The sequence below is a fragment of the Streptomyces sp. KL116D genome, assembly GCF_030766975.1.
GTDB classification, from domain to species: Bacteria; Actinomycetota; Actinomycetes; order Streptomycetales; family Streptomycetaceae; genus Streptomyces; species Streptomyces longispororuber_A.
Genome location: NZ_JASERH010000046.1, coordinates 93,089 through 107,409, shown reverse-complemented (window position 1 = coordinate 107,409; position 14,321 = coordinate 93,089). Strand labels below are relative to the sequence as shown.

Here is a 14,321-nt window from a genome sequence, read left to right as displayed (position 1 = left end):
GAACGTTGCCCGGCAACGGGAGAGCTGTACGCCGACCCGGGCGCCGTCGGCGACGGCGGCGACGAGCCGCTGGGCGACCGCTGCTCCAGCACGAGATCGACGACGGGAGCAGTCGGGCAACACGCTCTACACCGTGCCCGCCACCGGCCGGGCCGCGAACTGCGGGCGGGCAACGCCCGTGCCTTCGGCGACTTCGACGGCGACGGGCGGCGCGACGTCGCCGTCGGGGACGACGGAAGCCGCAACGACGAGCCCGGCGCGGAGACCGAGCGAGGTCGACGGCTCCCTGACGGTGTACCCGGGAGACGGCGGGCCCCGGTCCGCCGCGAACTCCCGCGGTCCGCGCTCCCGCGCCGCGATTCTCCACACCGCTCGACTGCGAGACGGCGGACCCGGACGGCGCGACGGCCGCGACGGCATCCTGCTCCCGACGTCCGACGGCGTGAGCCTGCTGGAGGACCTCGACGGCGCGGGAGGCTCCGCGACCATGGTCCGCGACTGGCCCCGCCCGGGCCCACGGCAAGAAGCTCTCCGCCCAGCGCCGCCACGCCCGCCCGTACACGGCCGCGGACTTCGACGGCGACGGCCGGGACGAACCGGTCTGAACTGGAGCGCCGACCCGATGTACGGGTATTACGGAGAGAACCCGACACACTGGTGGATCACGGACGGCGTCACTGCCCGCGACCGCACCGCCTTCGACGCGCCAGTGCCTGGGTGGAGCGGGTGCGAGGCGTCAGCCGTCCGGCTGAGGCCGACGCGGCCGAGCCGGCCACGCGCCGACGAGCCCGCTCCGACGAGAGAGGAACAGCGGAAACGTGTCACTCTACGATCAGCTTCCGGCGCTGATAGGCGTCGTGGTACGGCTCGCTCGGCTCGTTCGCCGCACAGAGTCACGAGCCGAGCGTCGCAGATGGCAGCGGCAGCGGGAGGAGCGCTGCGGACGAGAAGCGCTTCGAGACGACACGCGGCCGGTACGCGAACGCCCTCAAGGCCCAGCTCAGGATCGCCCAACGCATCGGCTCCGCCCTCGGATTCACCGACGTGGCCGATCCGCTGCTCGCCCGACGAGGGGCTGCCCCTGCTCGCCGAGGCGGAGTCCCGGCGGCCACCGAGTGGGAGTCGGTCCTCCTGGTCGGGGACGACGTGACCGTCGCGGCGGCGCGCCGCTGGCACGAGACGATCTGGACCATCGAACTCCTCGTACGGGACGGCTCGGTCGACGCCGACAAGTGGACCAGGGCCCATCAGCTGGCGAGACGCGGCGCGCGACGACTTCTACAAGAGCGCCAGGAACGACCTCGGCATCGCGGGCGGCCACCGCCGTCGGGGCAGTGGCCGCGGCCGTGGCGGGCCGAGCTGTCCGGCTGACCGGATGCGCGACATTGTTTGACGCGGCCGGATCGGGCCAACCGCACAGCATGGCGAATCCACAGCAGAACGAGACCATCAAGGGCCGCGCCGCGCAAGGCGGCGAAGTCGGCCACCACCAAGACCACGGAACCGGCCACCGAGTCGGTGACCGAGAAGACCGCGGACGCCGTGGAGTCGGCGGGCAAGGGAGCCGCGCGTGCCGCCGACTCCACGGGCACCGGCGCGGCCCACGCGGTCGCGTCCACCGGCGCCGCGCTGGCCAGCGCCCGCGACAACGTGACGTCGGCCGCGCAGCGCGTGACGTCCGTGGCCACGACGGCCTGGGCGCTCGTCAGAACCGCAAGGCCGTCGCCGCGGGCGTCGGGGTCGGCGCGACCGCACTGGTCGCGACCTCCTTCGCCGCCGGCCGCCGCGCGGAGGGCGGCCGGGCAGGGGCTCCGTCACCCGGCTCACCGGTGGGCGCGTCTGACCGGCGACGGGAGGTCACCCGCGCGCGCGGCGCGCAGCGCCACCGCGACCAGAGCCGTGTCGCCGGGCCTGCGCACGTCGCGGCCGGTCAGCTGGTGGAAGCGGGCGAAGCGGTGCTGAATCGTGTTCCGGTGGCAGTAGAGGGCGTCGGCCGTGTCCGCGACGGAGCCGCTGCCCGAGAGGTGGGTACGGACCGTCTGCAGCAGACGGTCCGCCTCCGTGGCGGTGACGTCGGGGCCGTCGAGACCGCTCAGGACGTCGGCCGCCAGATCGTGGGCGAAGTCGCCCGCCTGGTGGCCAGCACGTCCAGCCAGCTGTCCTCCAGCAGCCGCGGTGACGTGGCGTCGGGCGGCAGCACCTGCGCCGTCGCCACGGCGAGGACCGCGGCGCGCGGCACCGAGGACAGTCCCGTCGTCGGCGGCGCGACACCGCAGGGCGAGTCGCCGAGCTGGTCGAGGACGCTCTCCCGCGTGGTGCGGCTGCCCAACTGCACCACCAGGACGGCGTCCCCGCCCACCACTCTGCTGCTGCACCGGCGCGCCCGCCGCCCGCAGGGATCGCATGCGCCGCCCGGTGCAGTCTCTGAGCTCGTCCGCCGCGGACGACGCCGCGCGCCGGGTAGCGGCCCGACGCCGCGAAGCCCAGGGCGAGGCCCGCGTCCTGACGACCGTCGGGTTGCGGCCCTCGCTGCTCAGGAGCCGGGCGACCCACATGCGCCGCTCGTCCTCCTCGCGCCGCCCCATCTCCAGGATCGTCCGCTGGTACGCCGTCATGATCCCGGTGACGTGTCCCTCGACGGCCTCCCACGCACGTGGTAGCGGACTCCACCAGCTCCGTCATGTCCGCCGGGTCGCGCGCGCTTCACGAGCGCTGCCCACACCACGCGGAAGTCAGCCGGGCCGCCTGCAGGAGCGAGTCGAGCGGGACGCCCTGCCGGGCGCGGTCCTCGCCCACGCGCTGGGAGACGCCGGCGATGTGCGGCGGCACCGGAAGCTGCGCCACGGTGCGCAGCAGCAGCTCGAAGGCGTGCCAGGCGGTGTCCCGGAACTGGATGTCAGGGACGCGGTCCGCGTACGTGGTGCGGACCGGGCGGACCATCTCCAGCCAGTCGCCGATCAGCCCGTCGATGTTGTCCAGGCACTGCCCGGCCAGTTCCGCGATGCGCGGTGAGGGCGGGGGCAGTTCGGCGTCCGGGCGGAGTGGATTGTGCATGTGACCAATCCTGGGTGACGTAGGGGCGATGTTTCAACGTTGGTTTTGTGCCTGCTGCCACGGAAGCTGGGGCAGTCCCGCGGCGCCCCGCCCGGGCCCCGTCGCACAGGAGGGCCACCCGGCCGTGCATCTGACCCCTCGAGAACAGGAACGGCTCCAGCTGTTCACCGTCGCCGAGCTCGCCCGGCGCCGCCGCGCGCGGGGCCGCCGTCTCAACGCTCCCGGAGTCGATCGCCCTGATCTGCGACGAGATCCTGGAGGCCGCCTGGGACGGGCTGAGCCTCGACGAGGTGATCGAGGCGGCGGGCCGGGTCCTGACCGCGGACGACGTGCTGGACGGCGTCGCCGACATCGTGACGACTCGCGCAGGTCGAGGCGCTCTTCCCGAGCGGCACCTCGCTCGTCGCCGTCGACCGCCCGATCGGGCCCGGCAGCGCGAACCACCGGGCGCGGTCCGCACGGCCCGGAGCCCGTCGAGATCAACGTGGGGCGCCCCGCACGACCCTGACCGTGCGCAACACCGGTGACACGGTCGTCTACGTCTCGTCGCACTACCCGCTGCACGAGGTCAACCAGGCCCTCGAACTGGACCGGGAGGCCGCCCGCGGGCTGCGCCTCGACATCGCCGCCGGCACCGCGCTCACCTTCGCGCCCGGCGAGGAGCGCGAGGTCGTCCTCGTCCCCGCCAGCCGCAAGACCCAGGAGCGCGCATGACCAGCATCGACCGCCGCACGTACGTACCACGCCCTGTACGGGCCCACGACCGGCGACCGGATCCGGCTCGGCGACACCTGCCTGTGGGTGGAGGTCGAGGCCGACGACGGCACGCCGGGCGACGAACTCCTCGGCGGCTGCGGCAAGACGGTCCGTGACGGACTGCTGGCCTCGCGCTCCGACCGTGACTCGGCGCTCGACATGGTCGTGGCGGGAGTGGTCCTGATGGACCCGGTGCTCGGGTGCGCAAGACCGACATCGGCATCGAGGACGGCCGTATCGTCTCCGTCGGGGCGCGTGGGCAGCCCGGACGTCATGGACGTCGAGTACGCCATCGACTCGCACACCTCGAGTGGTGCCGGGAGAAGGGCTGATCGCGACACCCGGCATCGTCGACAGCCACGTCCACCTCTCCTCGCCCGAAGTGGCGCCGCCGCGCTCTCCGCGGGCGTCACCACGCTCGTCGGCATGGGCCTGGGCGGTGTCTGGGAGATCGGCTGCAACCCGCCCACAACCTGCACACCTGATGAGCGCCTGGCAGGGCACCCCGCTCAACATCGCCTTCCTGGCCCGGGGTTCGTCGAGTTCGCGGGCGCTGCTCGACGAGGTCGACCCTCGCCGGGGCCGGCGGCTTCAAGATCCACGAGGACTTCGGGGCGACGCCCCGCATCATCGACAACTGCCTCGACACGGCCGAGCAGGCCGACCTTCCGGTGGCCCTGCACACCGACTCCATGAACGAGTCGGGCTATCTGCGGGACACCACCGGCGCCACGCGGGGCCGGACCGATGCACGCGTACCACGTGGAGGGCGGCGGCGGGCGCGACTCCTGGAGATCCTCTCCGAGCCGAACATCCTGCCGTCGTCGACCACGCCCACCATCCCGTACACCCCGAACACGGTCGGGGAGCTCTTCCCGATGACGATGACCGTGCACCGGCAGAACCACCACTCCGCGAGCGACGTCGCGATCTCAAGGGCCGGATCCGCGAGCACGCCATCGCCGCCGAGAACGCCCGCTGCACGACCTGGGGGCCATCTCCATCGTCAACTCCGACTCCATGGGCATGGGCCGGATCGCCGAGACCGTGCGCCGGACCTGGCAGCTCGCCCACGTGCAGGCCCTCGCCAACGGCGGCGGGGGAGTGGAACGGCCCGAGAACGTACGGGCGTTGCGCTACCTCGCCAAGATCACCCTCAGTCCGGCGATCGCCCACGGCCTGGCCCACGAGGTCGGCAGCGTGCAGGCGGGCGGATGGCGGACCTCGTGCTGTGGGACCCCAAGCGGTTCGGCAGCAAGCCCGAGCTCGTCATCAAGTCCGGGTTCGTGGCGTGGGGCAACACCGGCTCGGGCTCCGGATCGACCCGGCTCACCCAGCCGCGCGTCTACCGGCCCTACTACGGGCGCTCGGTGCCGCGCCCGCCCGGCTCGCCAAGGTCTTCGTCGCCGAGGCCGCCCTCCAGTGACCGGGCCGCGCGGGCGGCCCTGCCGAGCGGTCTGACGTACGCGCCGATCCGCGGCAGCCGCGGTCTCACGCGCGCCGACATGCTGCACAACACCGCGACACCGCGCGTCGTCGTGCCCCGCGAGCCCGCGCCCGTCCTCGTCGACGGCGTGGCCACCGGCACTGCGCGCCCGCCACCGAGCTGCCGCTCGCGCAACTGCACCACCTGGCCTGAGAGGCAGCCACTCCCGATGCAGACTCGACCTGCTCGTCCGCAACGCCCGCATCCGCACCCTCGATCCCGACCGTCCACCGCCCACACCCTCGGCGTCCCAGTACGGCACCGTCGTGGGCTCGACGACGACGTGGCGGACCTGCCCGCGCGGCGCGACTCGACGCGGGCGGCGCCACCGTGCTGCCCGGCTTCAACGACGCGCACTGCCACACCGCCTGGCTCGGCCTGACCTCACCCAGCTCGACGTCTCCACGGCCCGCTCGGTCGACGAGGTGTACGCCGCCGTCGCCGCGTACGCGGCGCACCTCGCCCCGGACGCCTGCGATCGGCGCCGGGCTCTTGACCACCACAAGCTCGGCGGCCACCATCCGCACCGCGACGCCCTCGACCGCGCCGCGGGCGGCCGGCCCGTCTGGCTCAAGCACACCTCCGGACACGCCTGCGTCGTCAACACCCCGGTGCTCGCCGCGGCCGGCGCGCAGCCGACGACGCCTTCCGCGACCCGGTCGGCGGCGTCGTATCCCGCGACGGACTCGGCCGCCCGGACGGCCTGTTGGAGGAGACCGCGCAGCGCTCGTGCAACGTTTTCAGCAGGTGCTGCCGTACCCGGTGGAGACCGTCGCCGACGCCGTCGAGCGCGGCGACCCGGCGCTACCTCACCGAGGGAGTCACCAGCTTCACGGAGGCGGGCACCGGCGGTGGCTGGATCGGCCAGCCACACCGGTCGAGCTCGGCGCCTACCAACTCGCCCGCGACACCGGACGGACGGCACACCCGCGCCCAGCTCATGGCCGCGTCCGGCGTGCTGCACCGCGTGACCTCGCACGCCGACGACGGCATCACGCTCGGCTCGACCTCGGCCTGCGCACCGGATTCGGCGACGACCGGCTCTCCCTCGGACCGGTGAAGATCTTCCTCGACGGCTCGCTGCTGGGCCGCACGGCCGCCGTCACAGAGCCCTTCTGCGGCTGTCCCCACAGCGAGGAGCGGCCCACCGGCTACTTCCAGGGCGACGCCGACGCGATGACGGACCTGGTCGTCGCCGCGCACCGGTCCGGCTGGACCGTGGCCGCGCACGCCATCGGCGACCGGGCCGTCGACCTCGCCCTCGACGACGCGATCGCGCGGAGCCCGCGCGCGAGCGCGCGCGCCCCGGCGCTCCGGCACCGGATCGAGCACGCGGGCGTGGTCCGCCCCGACCAGCTGGCCCGCTTCGCCGAGCTGGGCGTGGTGCCCGTGCCGCAGCACAACTTCCTGCACGCCTTCGGCGACGCGATGGCCGCCGCAGCTCGGCGAGCGCACCGCCTGGTCGTACCGGATGAGGCGTCTCGCCGCGGACCTGGACTGCCCGTCCCCGGCAGCTCCTGACCGGCCCGTGGCGCCCGGCGCACCAGCTGCCCGCGATCCAGTCGATGGTCACGCGACTGACCGGACGGGCGTGCCGTGCGGTCCGGACGAGAGCGTTCCGGTCGCTTGCCGCGCTGCGCGCTCTGGACCGAGGGATCCGCTCGCGCCACCGGCTTCGGCGGGCGCGAGGCGCCTCGTCCCCGGCAGCTCGCCGACCTCACCGATCCACGGACGGCGACCCCGTCCAAACGCACCGACCCCGACCGCATCGGCGCGATCCGGGTCCTCGCCACGGTCGTGGGCGGCGATCCCGATCCACGACCCGGCCGCCCTCACCCGCACCGCACGCTCCGGTCCCCGTCCCTCCCGGCCGCCGGGCCGCCCTCCCGTAGAGAACGCGTGCGCACGCCCAGCAAGCCCGACCTGAAGGACATCAGAAGACTGCTGACGGCAGCCTTCAGCGGCACCGCACTGGAGTGGTACGACTGCTTCCTCTACGGCACCGCCGCCGCGCTCGTCTTCACACAAGCTGTTCTTCCCCGAGCTGGATCCGGCGCCGCGGTCGGCACGATCGCCTCGTTCGTGACGTTCGCCGTCGGATTCGTGTGGCCCGGCCCATCGGCGCCGCGATCTTCGGCCACATCGGTGACCGCCACGGCCTGCAAGGTGTCACTGATCATCACGGTCGTGATGATGGGCGCCACGACGGGCCGCATCGGCTCATGCTGCCCACGTACGACACACCATCGGCATCTGGGCGCCCGCACTGCTGTCCGCCCTGCGCTTCCTCCAGGGCATATCGGTGGGCGGCGAATGGTCGGGCGCGATGCTGCTCACCTCTGGAACACACGCCCAAGGAGAAGCACGGCAGCTACTCGTCCATCCCCCAACTCGGCTCGCCCGTCGGCACGTTGCTGTCCAGCGGCGCCTTCGCACTGGTCGGCACGCTGCCCGACGACGCCTTCTACTCGTGGGGCTGGCGCCTGCCGTTCCTCATCGCATTCCCGCTGCTCGGCTTCGCGCCTCTACCCGCGCATGCACATCGAGGAGTCCCCGGTCTTCCGCAAGATGCTGGACGACGCCGAACGCAACAGGGGCCGAAGCCCGCACCGCTCGTCGAGGCGTTCCGGCGCACCTGGGGCCGCATGATCGTGGCGTGGGCGCCGCGTTCCTCGGCGTGGGCGGCTTCTTCCTGATGAGCACGTTCATCATTCCTACGGCACCGACGAACTCGGCATCGACGAAAGCAGACGATGCTCAAAGCTCCACCGTCATCGGCTCGGTCGTCGAGATCGTGGTGCTGGTCCTCGCCGGACGGCTCGCCGACCGGATCGGTGCCTGGCGGGTCTGCGCCCTCGGCGCGCTCGTCACGATGGCCGTGGCGTTCCGCCTGCCTGGCTCGTCGACACGGAGGAGACCGGCCTGGTCTACCTCGGTGTCTCGCTCGGCATCGGCGCCCTGTCGATCCCGTACGCACCGATCGGCGCCGTCGTCTCCGGGATGTTCCCCGAGGAGTTCCGGTACAGCGCCGTCGCCATGTCGTACAACCTCGCGGGCGTCCTGTCCGGCTTCGTGCCGCTGATGGCGACCTCGCTCACCGGCGCCGCCGACGGCGCCTCGTGGGCGCCGCCCTGCTGCTCATGGCCATCGCCGCCTGCACCGTCGCCGGCTCCCTCGCCGCCGGGACGGTCCTGCAGCCGGCGCGGCACTCTTCCACCCCGTCCCAGAACGTCGAGGTCCCCGCATGAACCGGCACCACCTGCCCGCGCACCGGCGGCCAGGTCCTGATCGACCAGCTCGCCGCGCACGGCGCCGACACCGCGTACGGCGTGCCCGGCGAGAGCTACCTCGCCGCGCTCGACGCCCTGCACGACGCCCCGGTCCGCATGGTGGTGTGCCGGCACGAAGGCGGCGCCGCCTACATGGCGGAGGCGCACGGCTAAGCTCTACCGGGCGCCCCGGGATCTGCTTCACCACCCGCGCCCCGGCGCCACGAACGCGCTCGTCGCCCTGCACGCCGCCCTACCAGGACGCCACCCCGCTGATCCTCTTCATCGGCCTCGTCCCGCGCGACCACACCGACCGGCACTCGTTCCAGGAGCTGGACCTGCGCGGCACGTTCGGCGCCTGCGCCAAGCTCGTCGAGACCGTCGACGACGCCGCCCGCATCCCCGAGTACGTGGCCCGGGCCTGCCCGCCGTCGCGAGCAGCGGCCGCCCGGGGCCGGTGGTCATCGGCCTGCCCGAGGATCATGCTCACGGACACCGTCCAGGTCCCCGACGCCACCCCGCTGCCCTGGTCCCGGACGGCGGCGTCGCCCCTGCCGAACTCGCCCGCTTCGAAGCCCTGTTGACCACCGCGGAGCGCCGCTCGTGATCCTCGGCGGCAGCGCTGGACGCCCGACGCCCGCGCCGACGTACGCGACTGGCCCAGGCGTGGTCGCTGCCCGTCGCCGTCGACTTCCGCTGCCAGGACCTGCTCGACAACGAGACCGAGAACTACGTCGGACACCTCGGCTACGGCCGGGACGACCGGCTCGCGGAACGGGTGCGCACGGCGGACCTGCTGATCGCCGTCGGCGCCGCGCCCGGCGACGTCACGACCGACGGCTTCACGCTGCTGCCGCACGACGGCAGCGGGCCCCGCCTCGTGCAGGTGCTGCCCGACGCCCAGCCCCTGGCGTCCTGCACCGGGCCGAACTGACCCTGCTCGCCGCCCCCGCCGCCTTCGGGGCGGCCGTCCGCGGGCTGCGGCCCGGCGGGCCCGTGCCCTGGGCCACGTTCACCAAGCAGGACCGCCGCCCACCTCGCCTTCCGCACCCCGGCGCCGGACGACGACCCGCTCGACCTCGGCGCCGTCTTCGCCGCGCTCGACGCGCGGCTGCCCGCCGGCGCCGTCGTCACCTTCGGCGCGGGCAACCGCACGCCATCTGGGCCCAGCGCTTCCTCACCCACCGGGCGGGCGGACGCCAACTCGCCCCGCGCAACGGCTCGATGGGCTACGGCATCCCCGCCGCCGTGGCCGCCGCCCTCCGACACCCCGGCCGCCGCGTCGTCTCCATCGCGGGCGACGGCTGCTTCCTGATGAACGGACAGGAGCTCGCCACCGCCGTCACCGAGGGCGCCGCCCCTGCTGATCCTCGTCCTGAACAACTCCCAGTACGGAACCATCCGCCAGCACCAGGAGCAGACCTATCCCGGCCGGGTCAGCGGCACCGCCCTCGGCAACCCCGACTTCGCCGCGTACGCCCGGGCCTTCGGCGCCCACGGCGAGACCGTCACCGTCACCGAGGAGTTCGGGCCGGCCCTGGATCGCGCCCTGGCCTGCGGCCGGGCCGCCCTCATCGAGCTGAAGGTGACCGACGGGCGGCTCGCCCCGGCGTCACCGTGGCGCGCGCTGCGCAAGGAGACCGCCGGTGTCTGACCTCACCCTGCACAACGTCGTCGACGGCCGCGCGGCCGAGGCGTCCGACCGCATGGAACTGACCGACCCCGCCACCGAGGAGGTGTACGGCACGGCGCCCCGCTCCTCGGCCGCCGACGTGGACACCGCCGTCGCGGCCGCCCGCCGCGCGCCCTGTCCGGCTGGCGGCGCAGTACCCCGGCCCGGCGGCAGGAGGCGCTGCTGCGCCTCGCCGAGCTGGTCGTCGAGCACGCGGACGAACTCGCGCGCCGAGGTGCGCGCCACGGGCAAGCCCCGCGAGACCACCCGTACTCTCGAAATCCTGCGCGGGGCCGACCAGTTGAGGTTCTTCGCCGGTGCGGCCCGCGTCCTGGAGGGCGTCGCCGCGGGGGAGTACGCCGAGGGCCAGCACCTCGTACGTGCGCCGCGAGCCGGTCGGGGTCGTCGCCCAGGTCACGCCCTGGAACTACCCGTTCATGATGGCCGTGTGGAAGCTCGGCCCCGCTCTCGCCGCCGGCAACACCGTCGTCCTGAAGCCGTCCGACACCACGCCGTGGTCGACGGTCCTGCTCGGCGAACTCGCGCAGCGCGCCTCCCGCCCGGCGTCGTGAACATCGTCTGCGGGGACCGGGACACCGGCCGGGCCCTCTCGTCGCGCACCCGACGTCGACATGGTCGCCATCACCGGCAGTACCCGCGCCGGATCCGAGGTCATGGCGGAAGCGGCGCGGGACGTGAAGAACGTCCACCTCGAACCGGGCGGCAAGGCCCCGGCGATCGTCTCGCCGATCGTCGACCCGGTCCGCACGGCCCGCGCCCTGGCCGACGCCGCGTTCTTCAACGCGGGCCAGGACTGCACCGCGGTCACCCGGGTCCTCGTGCACCGCGAGGCGCACGACGCGCTGCTGGCCGCGCTCGTCGAGGCCGCGCGACCACCACGACGGGGGCGCCGGACGAGGACGGCGTCTTCCACGGCCCGCTCAACAGCGCGGCCCACGCGGCCGCGTCGCGTCCGTCGTGAGTCGCTGCCCGCGCACGCCACGGTGGAGACGGGCGGCGCGCTCCTCGACCGTCCCGGCTACTTCTTCCCGCCCACCGTGGTCTCCGGGGAGTCCGCCAGGACGACGACGTGGTGCAGGGGAGGTCTTCGGCCCGGTCGTCACCGTGCAGCCCTTCGCCGGCGAGGACGAGGCGATCGCCCTCGCCAACGGCGTCGACCTGGGCCTCGCCTCCAGCGCGTCTGGACCGCGGACCTGGCCCGCGCCATGCGTGGTGAGCGCCGAACTCGACTTCGGCTGCGTCTGGCTCAACTGCCACCAGGTGATCCCCTCGTCGAGATGCCGCACGGCGGCTACGCAGCAGTCCGGCATCGGCCGCGACCTCAGCCGCTACGGCCTGGACGACTACATGCGGGTCAAGCACGTGATGGCGGCGCACCAGGCACCCTGAGCCGCGGGAAGGGAGGACGCCGCGGGCCGGTCAGTTGCCCGCGGCGTCTCCGTCCTCCCAGCGCAGGAGGTCGCCCGGCTGGCAGTCGAGCACCTCGCAGAGCGCGGCGAGCGTCGTGAACCGCACCGCCTTGGCACGGCCGTTCTTGAGGACCGCCAGGTTGGCCGGGGTGATCCCCACCCGGTCCGCGAGCTCGCCCACGGACATCTTCCGCTTGGCCAGCATCACGTCGATGTCGACGGCGATCGGCATCAGATGACCTCGTTCAACTCGGCCTGCATCCGCGTCGCTTCGACGTCGCGCGCGACGGCCTGGGCGAGCAGCATCCGCAGCACACGAGCACGATGAGGGCGACCCCAGGATGGCGACGCCGATCCCGCCCATGATCAAGGTGACTCGGATCGTCCCGCTGACCGGGCGCGTTGACGCCGGTGACCGCGAACCACACGGGGACACCGCCACGATGGACCCGATCACGCCGTCCACGTACCGGAAGGCGGCGTCCGAGAACACGGTCCCGCGCCGCACCATCGCCACCAGCCGCCACACACAGACCAGGGCGACCTGGACCGGCACCATCCCAGGATCGTGATCACGCGCATCACGGTCAGCGTGAGCGACCCGTCCTCCGGATCGTTCCCGCTCACCAGCACCCACAGCATCGACGCCTGCACGAACAGGGTGCCCGCGAGCACCACCGCGAGCACGACGCAGCAGCGCCCGCGCGGTCAGTTGTCCCATGCCTCATCCCTCCATCGACTTGCGATGGGAATCTATCGAAATTCGATAGATGGAGCACGGGGCTCCTGCGGTGAGAGTGCATGCCGTCGTGCGATGCAGCAAAGGGCTGTCGACTCCTTGAGCAGGTGCGTCATGCAGGCAGATCATGGACGCCGGGGTCGGCCTGCCATGGGCAGCGGCCGGGGCGAGGGAGTCATGCGGCACGTGCCGTTCTTCCGCTGGGTGCTGACGCTCGGTGTGGTGCTGTTCGGCCTGGCGGCCTACGCGTACACCTCGTATCCCGAGACGCGGCAGATCGACCTCACCGTGCTCAGCGAGAAGCCGGACGGCCGGTGCACGGTCCGCTGGGAGGACCGTTCCGCGACGGGGATCACTGGCGTGAGGGCCCTTATCGGTGCGATCCGGACCGTGACGCGACTACTCAAGCCCTCGCACGACATCCTGGGCGCGGTGGACGGCTGGGAGAGCGGGTTCATGTTCACCGAGGTCGGACAAGGGCGAGTTGGACTCGCCGCTCGACGACACGGATCCCAACGCGCTGTCCGACACCCTGGTCCTGATCGGCGTGGCCCTGATCGCCGTGGGACTTGTCGGGGGAACATCCGCTCCGCGATGGGGGTGAGGGGCGCCCACCCCAGGACCATGGCGCGGGCACGGGCGTTGCGCGATGAGCCGACCAGGTGGTCCGTGACCACGAACGAGCCCGCGATGCCGTGCGCAGGGCGTGGCACGCGCTGCGCCGCGACCGGATCGACGCCGAGCTCGCCGCCGTCCCCGTCGGGCGACTGGTCCGAGGTGCGGCGGACAGACAGGCGGTGCTGGCGGCCGGCGTCCGTACCGCGCGCGACGTGCTCGACGCCGGGGCGGCGGGCCTGGCGCACATGGGCCTGAGCCCTCGCTCGGCCCAGCGCGCCCATGCCGACGCGCGCCGCCTCGCCGACGACATCGAGGCGGATCTGTCGGCGCACCTCGACACCGACGCGCCGGGGCCGCACACGGTCGACCTGCTCGTCGCGCTGCACGTCCTGCTGGAGGCAGGCGCGGATGCCGATCGGACGGCACACCTCGCCGGTGAGCTCTGCGGCCGATCTCGAACGGCTCCTCGCCGACGCCGAACCCGCCGCCGGGCGCCTGAGCATGCTGCGCGCCGGAACGGACCAGCGCGAGAACGCCCGTTGCGCCGTCACCCTGCGCTGCGCTCCCTCGCATGGCCGCCGCAGAGGAGAAGTCCCCGCCCGCTTCGCCCAGGCGTCCGTCGACCTGCTGCGCGGACCGGACGACCCCGGCCTCGGCCTGTCCGCGCGGGCGGATTTCGCGCACCGCGCGGGGCAGCTACTACGGATTGCTGGCCCGGGTGGTGGACTCCGACGGCGCTCTCGCCCGTCCCTGACCCGGCGGCGAGAGCCGTCGAGCGGAGGGAGCGGCGCACGCAACCCCGCCACGTTCTCCCCACCCAACGTCCACGCTCCTTGGGTATTTGCCCTGCTCCCGGCCTATTTGCATGTGATCCAGTCACGTTACCGGAGGTATCTGAAACGCGGTGTCGCAGGTAAGTTGCCGGTACCGCAGAGATGCGGAGCCGCGTGTCTGCGCAACCGTCGGCGCTCCCAGTGGCGGCGACCCTCCGCCTTTCCCTGCCTCTCCCCGGGGCCCGCGAGCGAGAGTGAGGACCCTCCGCGATGGAGCAGCAGCAAGTCGCACGTCCTGGTCATCGGCGCCGGAATATCCGGCATCAGTTCCGCGCGGCACATCCTGCGCGGCAACCCCGGCGCCTCGCTCGTCGTGCTCGAACGGCGCGCCCGCGTCGGCGGTACCTGGGACCTCTTCCAGTACCCCGGCATCCGCTCCGACTCCGGCACGTCCACCTTCGATTCTGGCTTCCGCCCGTGGCGCGACGCACGCATCCTGGCCGGCGGCGCGGAGATCAGGCAGT

The 14,321-nt window shown here is 73.1% G+C and carries 19 protein-coding genes and 7 pseudogenes; 17 read left to right on the top strand and 9 right to left on the bottom strand.

All coding sequences use genetic code 11. The features are described from left to right. Nucleotides 1-126 precede the first annotated feature (126 nt). Complete coding sequence (locus RBJ77_RS18820) at nucleotides 127-369, bottom strand: hypothetical protein (protein WP_372346081.1); 243 nt, start codon at nucleotides 367-369, stop codon at nucleotides 127-129. 675 nt (nucleotides 370-1,044) lie between these two features. Here RBJ77_RS18820 and RBJ77_RS18815 point away from each other — a divergent pair. After that, nucleotides 1,045-1,371 (top strand): hypothetical protein, encoded by a 327-nt coding sequence (locus RBJ77_RS18815; protein ID WP_372346080.1) that lies wholly within the window; start codon nucleotides 1,045-1,047, stop codon nucleotides 1,369-1,371. A 452-nt stretch (nucleotides 1,372-1,823) separates the two neighbouring features. Here the strand turns inward: RBJ77_RS18815 and RBJ77_RS18810 are convergent, their stop codons facing one another. From RBJ77_RS18810 to RBJ77_RS18800, 3 genes are all read right to left on the bottom strand, one after another. After that, entirely contained in the window at nucleotides 1,824-2,045 is a 222-nt protein-coding gene (locus tag RBJ77_RS18810; RefSeq protein ID WP_372346319.1) for a helix-turn-helix domain-containing protein, read from the bottom strand. 47 nt (nucleotides 2,046-2,092) lie between these two features. Then, the gene (locus RBJ77_RS18805; RefSeq protein ID WP_372346337.1) at nucleotides 2,093-2,359 is read right to left on the bottom strand and encodes a hypothetical protein; all 267 of its coding nucleotides are present in this window, start codon (nucleotides 2,357-2,359) and stop codon (nucleotides 2,093-2,095) included. Between the two features lie 344 nt (nucleotides 2,360-2,703). Further along, nucleotides 2,704-3,054, bottom strand: a complete 351-nt coding sequence (locus RBJ77_RS18800) for a hypothetical protein (RefSeq protein WP_372346079.1) — start codon at nucleotides 3,052-3,054, stop codon at nucleotides 2,704-2,706. Between the two features lie 28 nt (nucleotides 3,055-3,082). Here RBJ77_RS18800 and RBJ77_RS18795 point away from each other — a divergent pair. The 6 genes and pseudogenes from RBJ77_RS18795 (at nucleotide 3,083) to RBJ77_RS18770 (ending at nucleotide 6,817) form a co-directional block, all read left to right on the top strand. Next, nucleotides 3,083-3,581 (top strand): annotated as a pseudogene (locus tag RBJ77_RS18795) (urease subunit gamma). Then, complete coding sequence (locus tag RBJ77_RS18790; RefSeq protein ID WP_372346078.1) at nucleotides 3,565-3,768, top strand: urease subunit beta; 204 nt, start codon at nucleotides 3,565-3,567, stop codon at nucleotides 3,766-3,768. Before RBJ77_RS18795 ends, RBJ77_RS18790 begins: the two are co-directional and overlap by 17 nt. A gap of 33 nt (nucleotides 3,769-3,801) precedes the next feature. Beyond that, nucleotides 3,802-4,506 carry a hypothetical protein gene (locus RBJ77_RS18785; RefSeq protein ID WP_372346318.1) on the top strand — a complete coding sequence of 235 codons (705 nt, stop codon included), beginning with the start codon at nucleotides 3,802-3,804 and terminating at the stop codon, nucleotides 4,504-4,506. A gap of 324 nt (nucleotides 4,507-4,830) precedes the next feature. Next, nucleotides 4,831-4,962 (top strand): annotated as a pseudogene (locus tag RBJ77_RS18780) (hypothetical protein); the annotation flags it as partial. Between the two features lie 62 nt (nucleotides 4,963-5,024). Then, entirely contained in the window at nucleotides 5,025-5,678 is a 654-nt protein-coding gene (locus RBJ77_RS18775) for a hypothetical protein (protein ID WP_372346336.1), read from the top strand. A gap of 347 nt (nucleotides 5,679-6,025) precedes the next feature. Then, complete coding sequence (locus RBJ77_RS18770; protein ID WP_372346077.1) at nucleotides 6,026-6,817, top strand: amidohydrolase family protein; 792 nt, start codon at nucleotides 6,026-6,028, stop codon at nucleotides 6,815-6,817. Nucleotides 6,818-7,290: 473 nt separating this feature from the next. Here the strand turns inward: RBJ77_RS18770 and RBJ77_RS18765 are convergent, their stop codons facing one another. Beyond that, a complete protein-coding gene (locus RBJ77_RS18765) occupies nucleotides 7,291-7,512 on the bottom strand; it encodes a hypothetical protein (RefSeq protein WP_372346076.1) in 222 nt (73 codons plus the stop codon). 195 nt (nucleotides 7,513-7,707) lie between these two features. Between RBJ77_RS18765 and RBJ77_RS18760 the strand changes: the two genes are divergently transcribed. Then, nucleotides 7,708-7,992: a hypothetical protein gene (locus RBJ77_RS18760; protein WP_372346075.1), complete on the top strand. Its 285-nt coding sequence runs from the start codon at nucleotides 7,708-7,710 to the stop codon at nucleotides 7,990-7,992. Nucleotides 7,993-8,223: 231 nt separating this feature from the next. Here RBJ77_RS18760 and RBJ77_RS18755 read toward each other — a convergent pair whose 3' ends face one another. Next, on the bottom strand, nucleotides 8,224-8,394 hold the full coding sequence (locus RBJ77_RS18755) for a hypothetical protein (protein WP_372346074.1): 171 nt from the start codon (nucleotides 8,392-8,394) through the stop codon (nucleotides 8,224-8,226). Nucleotides 8,395-8,415: 21 nt separating this feature from the next. Here RBJ77_RS18755 and RBJ77_RS18750 point away from each other — a divergent pair, with 21 nt between their 5' ends. Then, nucleotides 8,416-8,544 (top strand): hypothetical protein, encoded by a 129-nt coding sequence (locus RBJ77_RS18750; protein ID WP_372346073.1) that lies wholly within the window; start codon nucleotides 8,416-8,418, stop codon nucleotides 8,542-8,544. Nucleotides 8,545-8,580: 36 nt separating this feature from the next. After that, entirely contained in the window at nucleotides 8,581-8,739 is a 159-nt protein-coding gene (locus RBJ77_RS18745) for a thiamine pyrophosphate-binding protein (RefSeq protein WP_372346317.1), read from the top strand. A 79-nt stretch (nucleotides 8,740-8,818) separates the two neighbouring features. On the opposite strand, the gene RBJ77_RS18740 is transcribed toward RBJ77_RS18745, so the two are convergent. Further along, a complete protein-coding gene (locus RBJ77_RS18740) occupies nucleotides 8,819-9,307 on the bottom strand; it encodes a hypothetical protein (RefSeq protein ID WP_372346072.1) in 489 nt (162 codons plus the stop codon). Between RBJ77_RS18740 and RBJ77_RS18735 the strand changes: the two genes are divergently transcribed. The 6 genes and pseudogenes from RBJ77_RS18735 to RBJ77_RS18710 all read left to right on the top strand — a co-directional run bounded on the left by RBJ77_RS18735 (nucleotide 9,188) and on the right by RBJ77_RS18710 (nucleotide 11,647). Next, entirely contained in the window at nucleotides 9,188-9,499 is a 312-nt protein-coding gene (locus tag RBJ77_RS18735) for a hypothetical protein (RefSeq protein ID WP_372346316.1), read from the top strand. The two genes, RBJ77_RS18740 and RBJ77_RS18735, sit on opposite strands and share 120 nt — an antisense overlap. Before the next feature lie 62 nt (nucleotides 9,500-9,561). After that, nucleotides 9,562-9,861 (top strand): annotated as a pseudogene (locus tag RBJ77_RS18730) (thiamine pyrophosphate-dependent enzyme); the annotation flags it as partial. Between the two features lie 64 nt (nucleotides 9,862-9,925). Continuing rightward, a complete protein-coding gene (locus tag RBJ77_RS18725; RefSeq protein ID WP_372346315.1) occupies nucleotides 9,926-10,219 on the top strand; it encodes a thiamine pyrophosphate-dependent enzyme in 294 nt (97 codons plus the stop codon). A 52-nt stretch (nucleotides 10,220-10,271) separates the two neighbouring features. Beyond that, nucleotides 10,272-10,526 (top strand): annotated as a pseudogene (locus RBJ77_RS18720) (gamma-aminobutyraldehyde dehydrogenase); the annotation flags it as partial. A gap of 28 nt (nucleotides 10,527-10,554) precedes the next feature. Beyond that, nucleotides 10,555-11,256, top strand: a pseudogene (locus RBJ77_RS18715) (aldehyde dehydrogenase family protein); the annotation flags it as partial. Between the two features lie 106 nt (nucleotides 11,257-11,362). Beyond that, complete coding sequence (locus RBJ77_RS18710) at nucleotides 11,363-11,647, top strand: aldehyde dehydrogenase family protein (RefSeq protein ID WP_372346071.1); 285 nt, start codon at nucleotides 11,363-11,365, stop codon at nucleotides 11,645-11,647. Between the two features lie 30 nt (nucleotides 11,648-11,677). On the opposite strand, the gene RBJ77_RS18705 is transcribed toward RBJ77_RS18710, so the two are convergent. Together RBJ77_RS18705 and RBJ77_RS18700 are read right to left on the bottom strand one after the other, a co-directional pair. Further along, nucleotides 11,678-11,899, bottom strand: coding sequence for a helix-turn-helix domain-containing protein (locus tag RBJ77_RS18705; RefSeq protein ID WP_372346070.1), 222 nt, complete (start codon nucleotides 11,897-11,899; stop codon nucleotides 11,678-11,680). Further along, a pseudogene (locus RBJ77_RS18700) lies at nucleotides 11,899-12,388 on the bottom strand (DUF2975 domain-containing protein). The gene RBJ77_RS18705 and the pseudogene RBJ77_RS18700 overlap by 1 nt, the downstream one beginning before the upstream one ends. Nucleotides 12,389-13,303: 915 nt before the next feature. On the opposite strand from RBJ77_RS18700, the pseudogene RBJ77_RS18695 reads away from it, so the two are divergent. Continuing rightward, nucleotides 13,304-14,203, top strand: a pseudogene (locus RBJ77_RS18695) (NAD(P)-binding protein); the annotation flags it as partial. Nucleotides 14,204-14,321 lie beyond the last annotated feature (118 nt).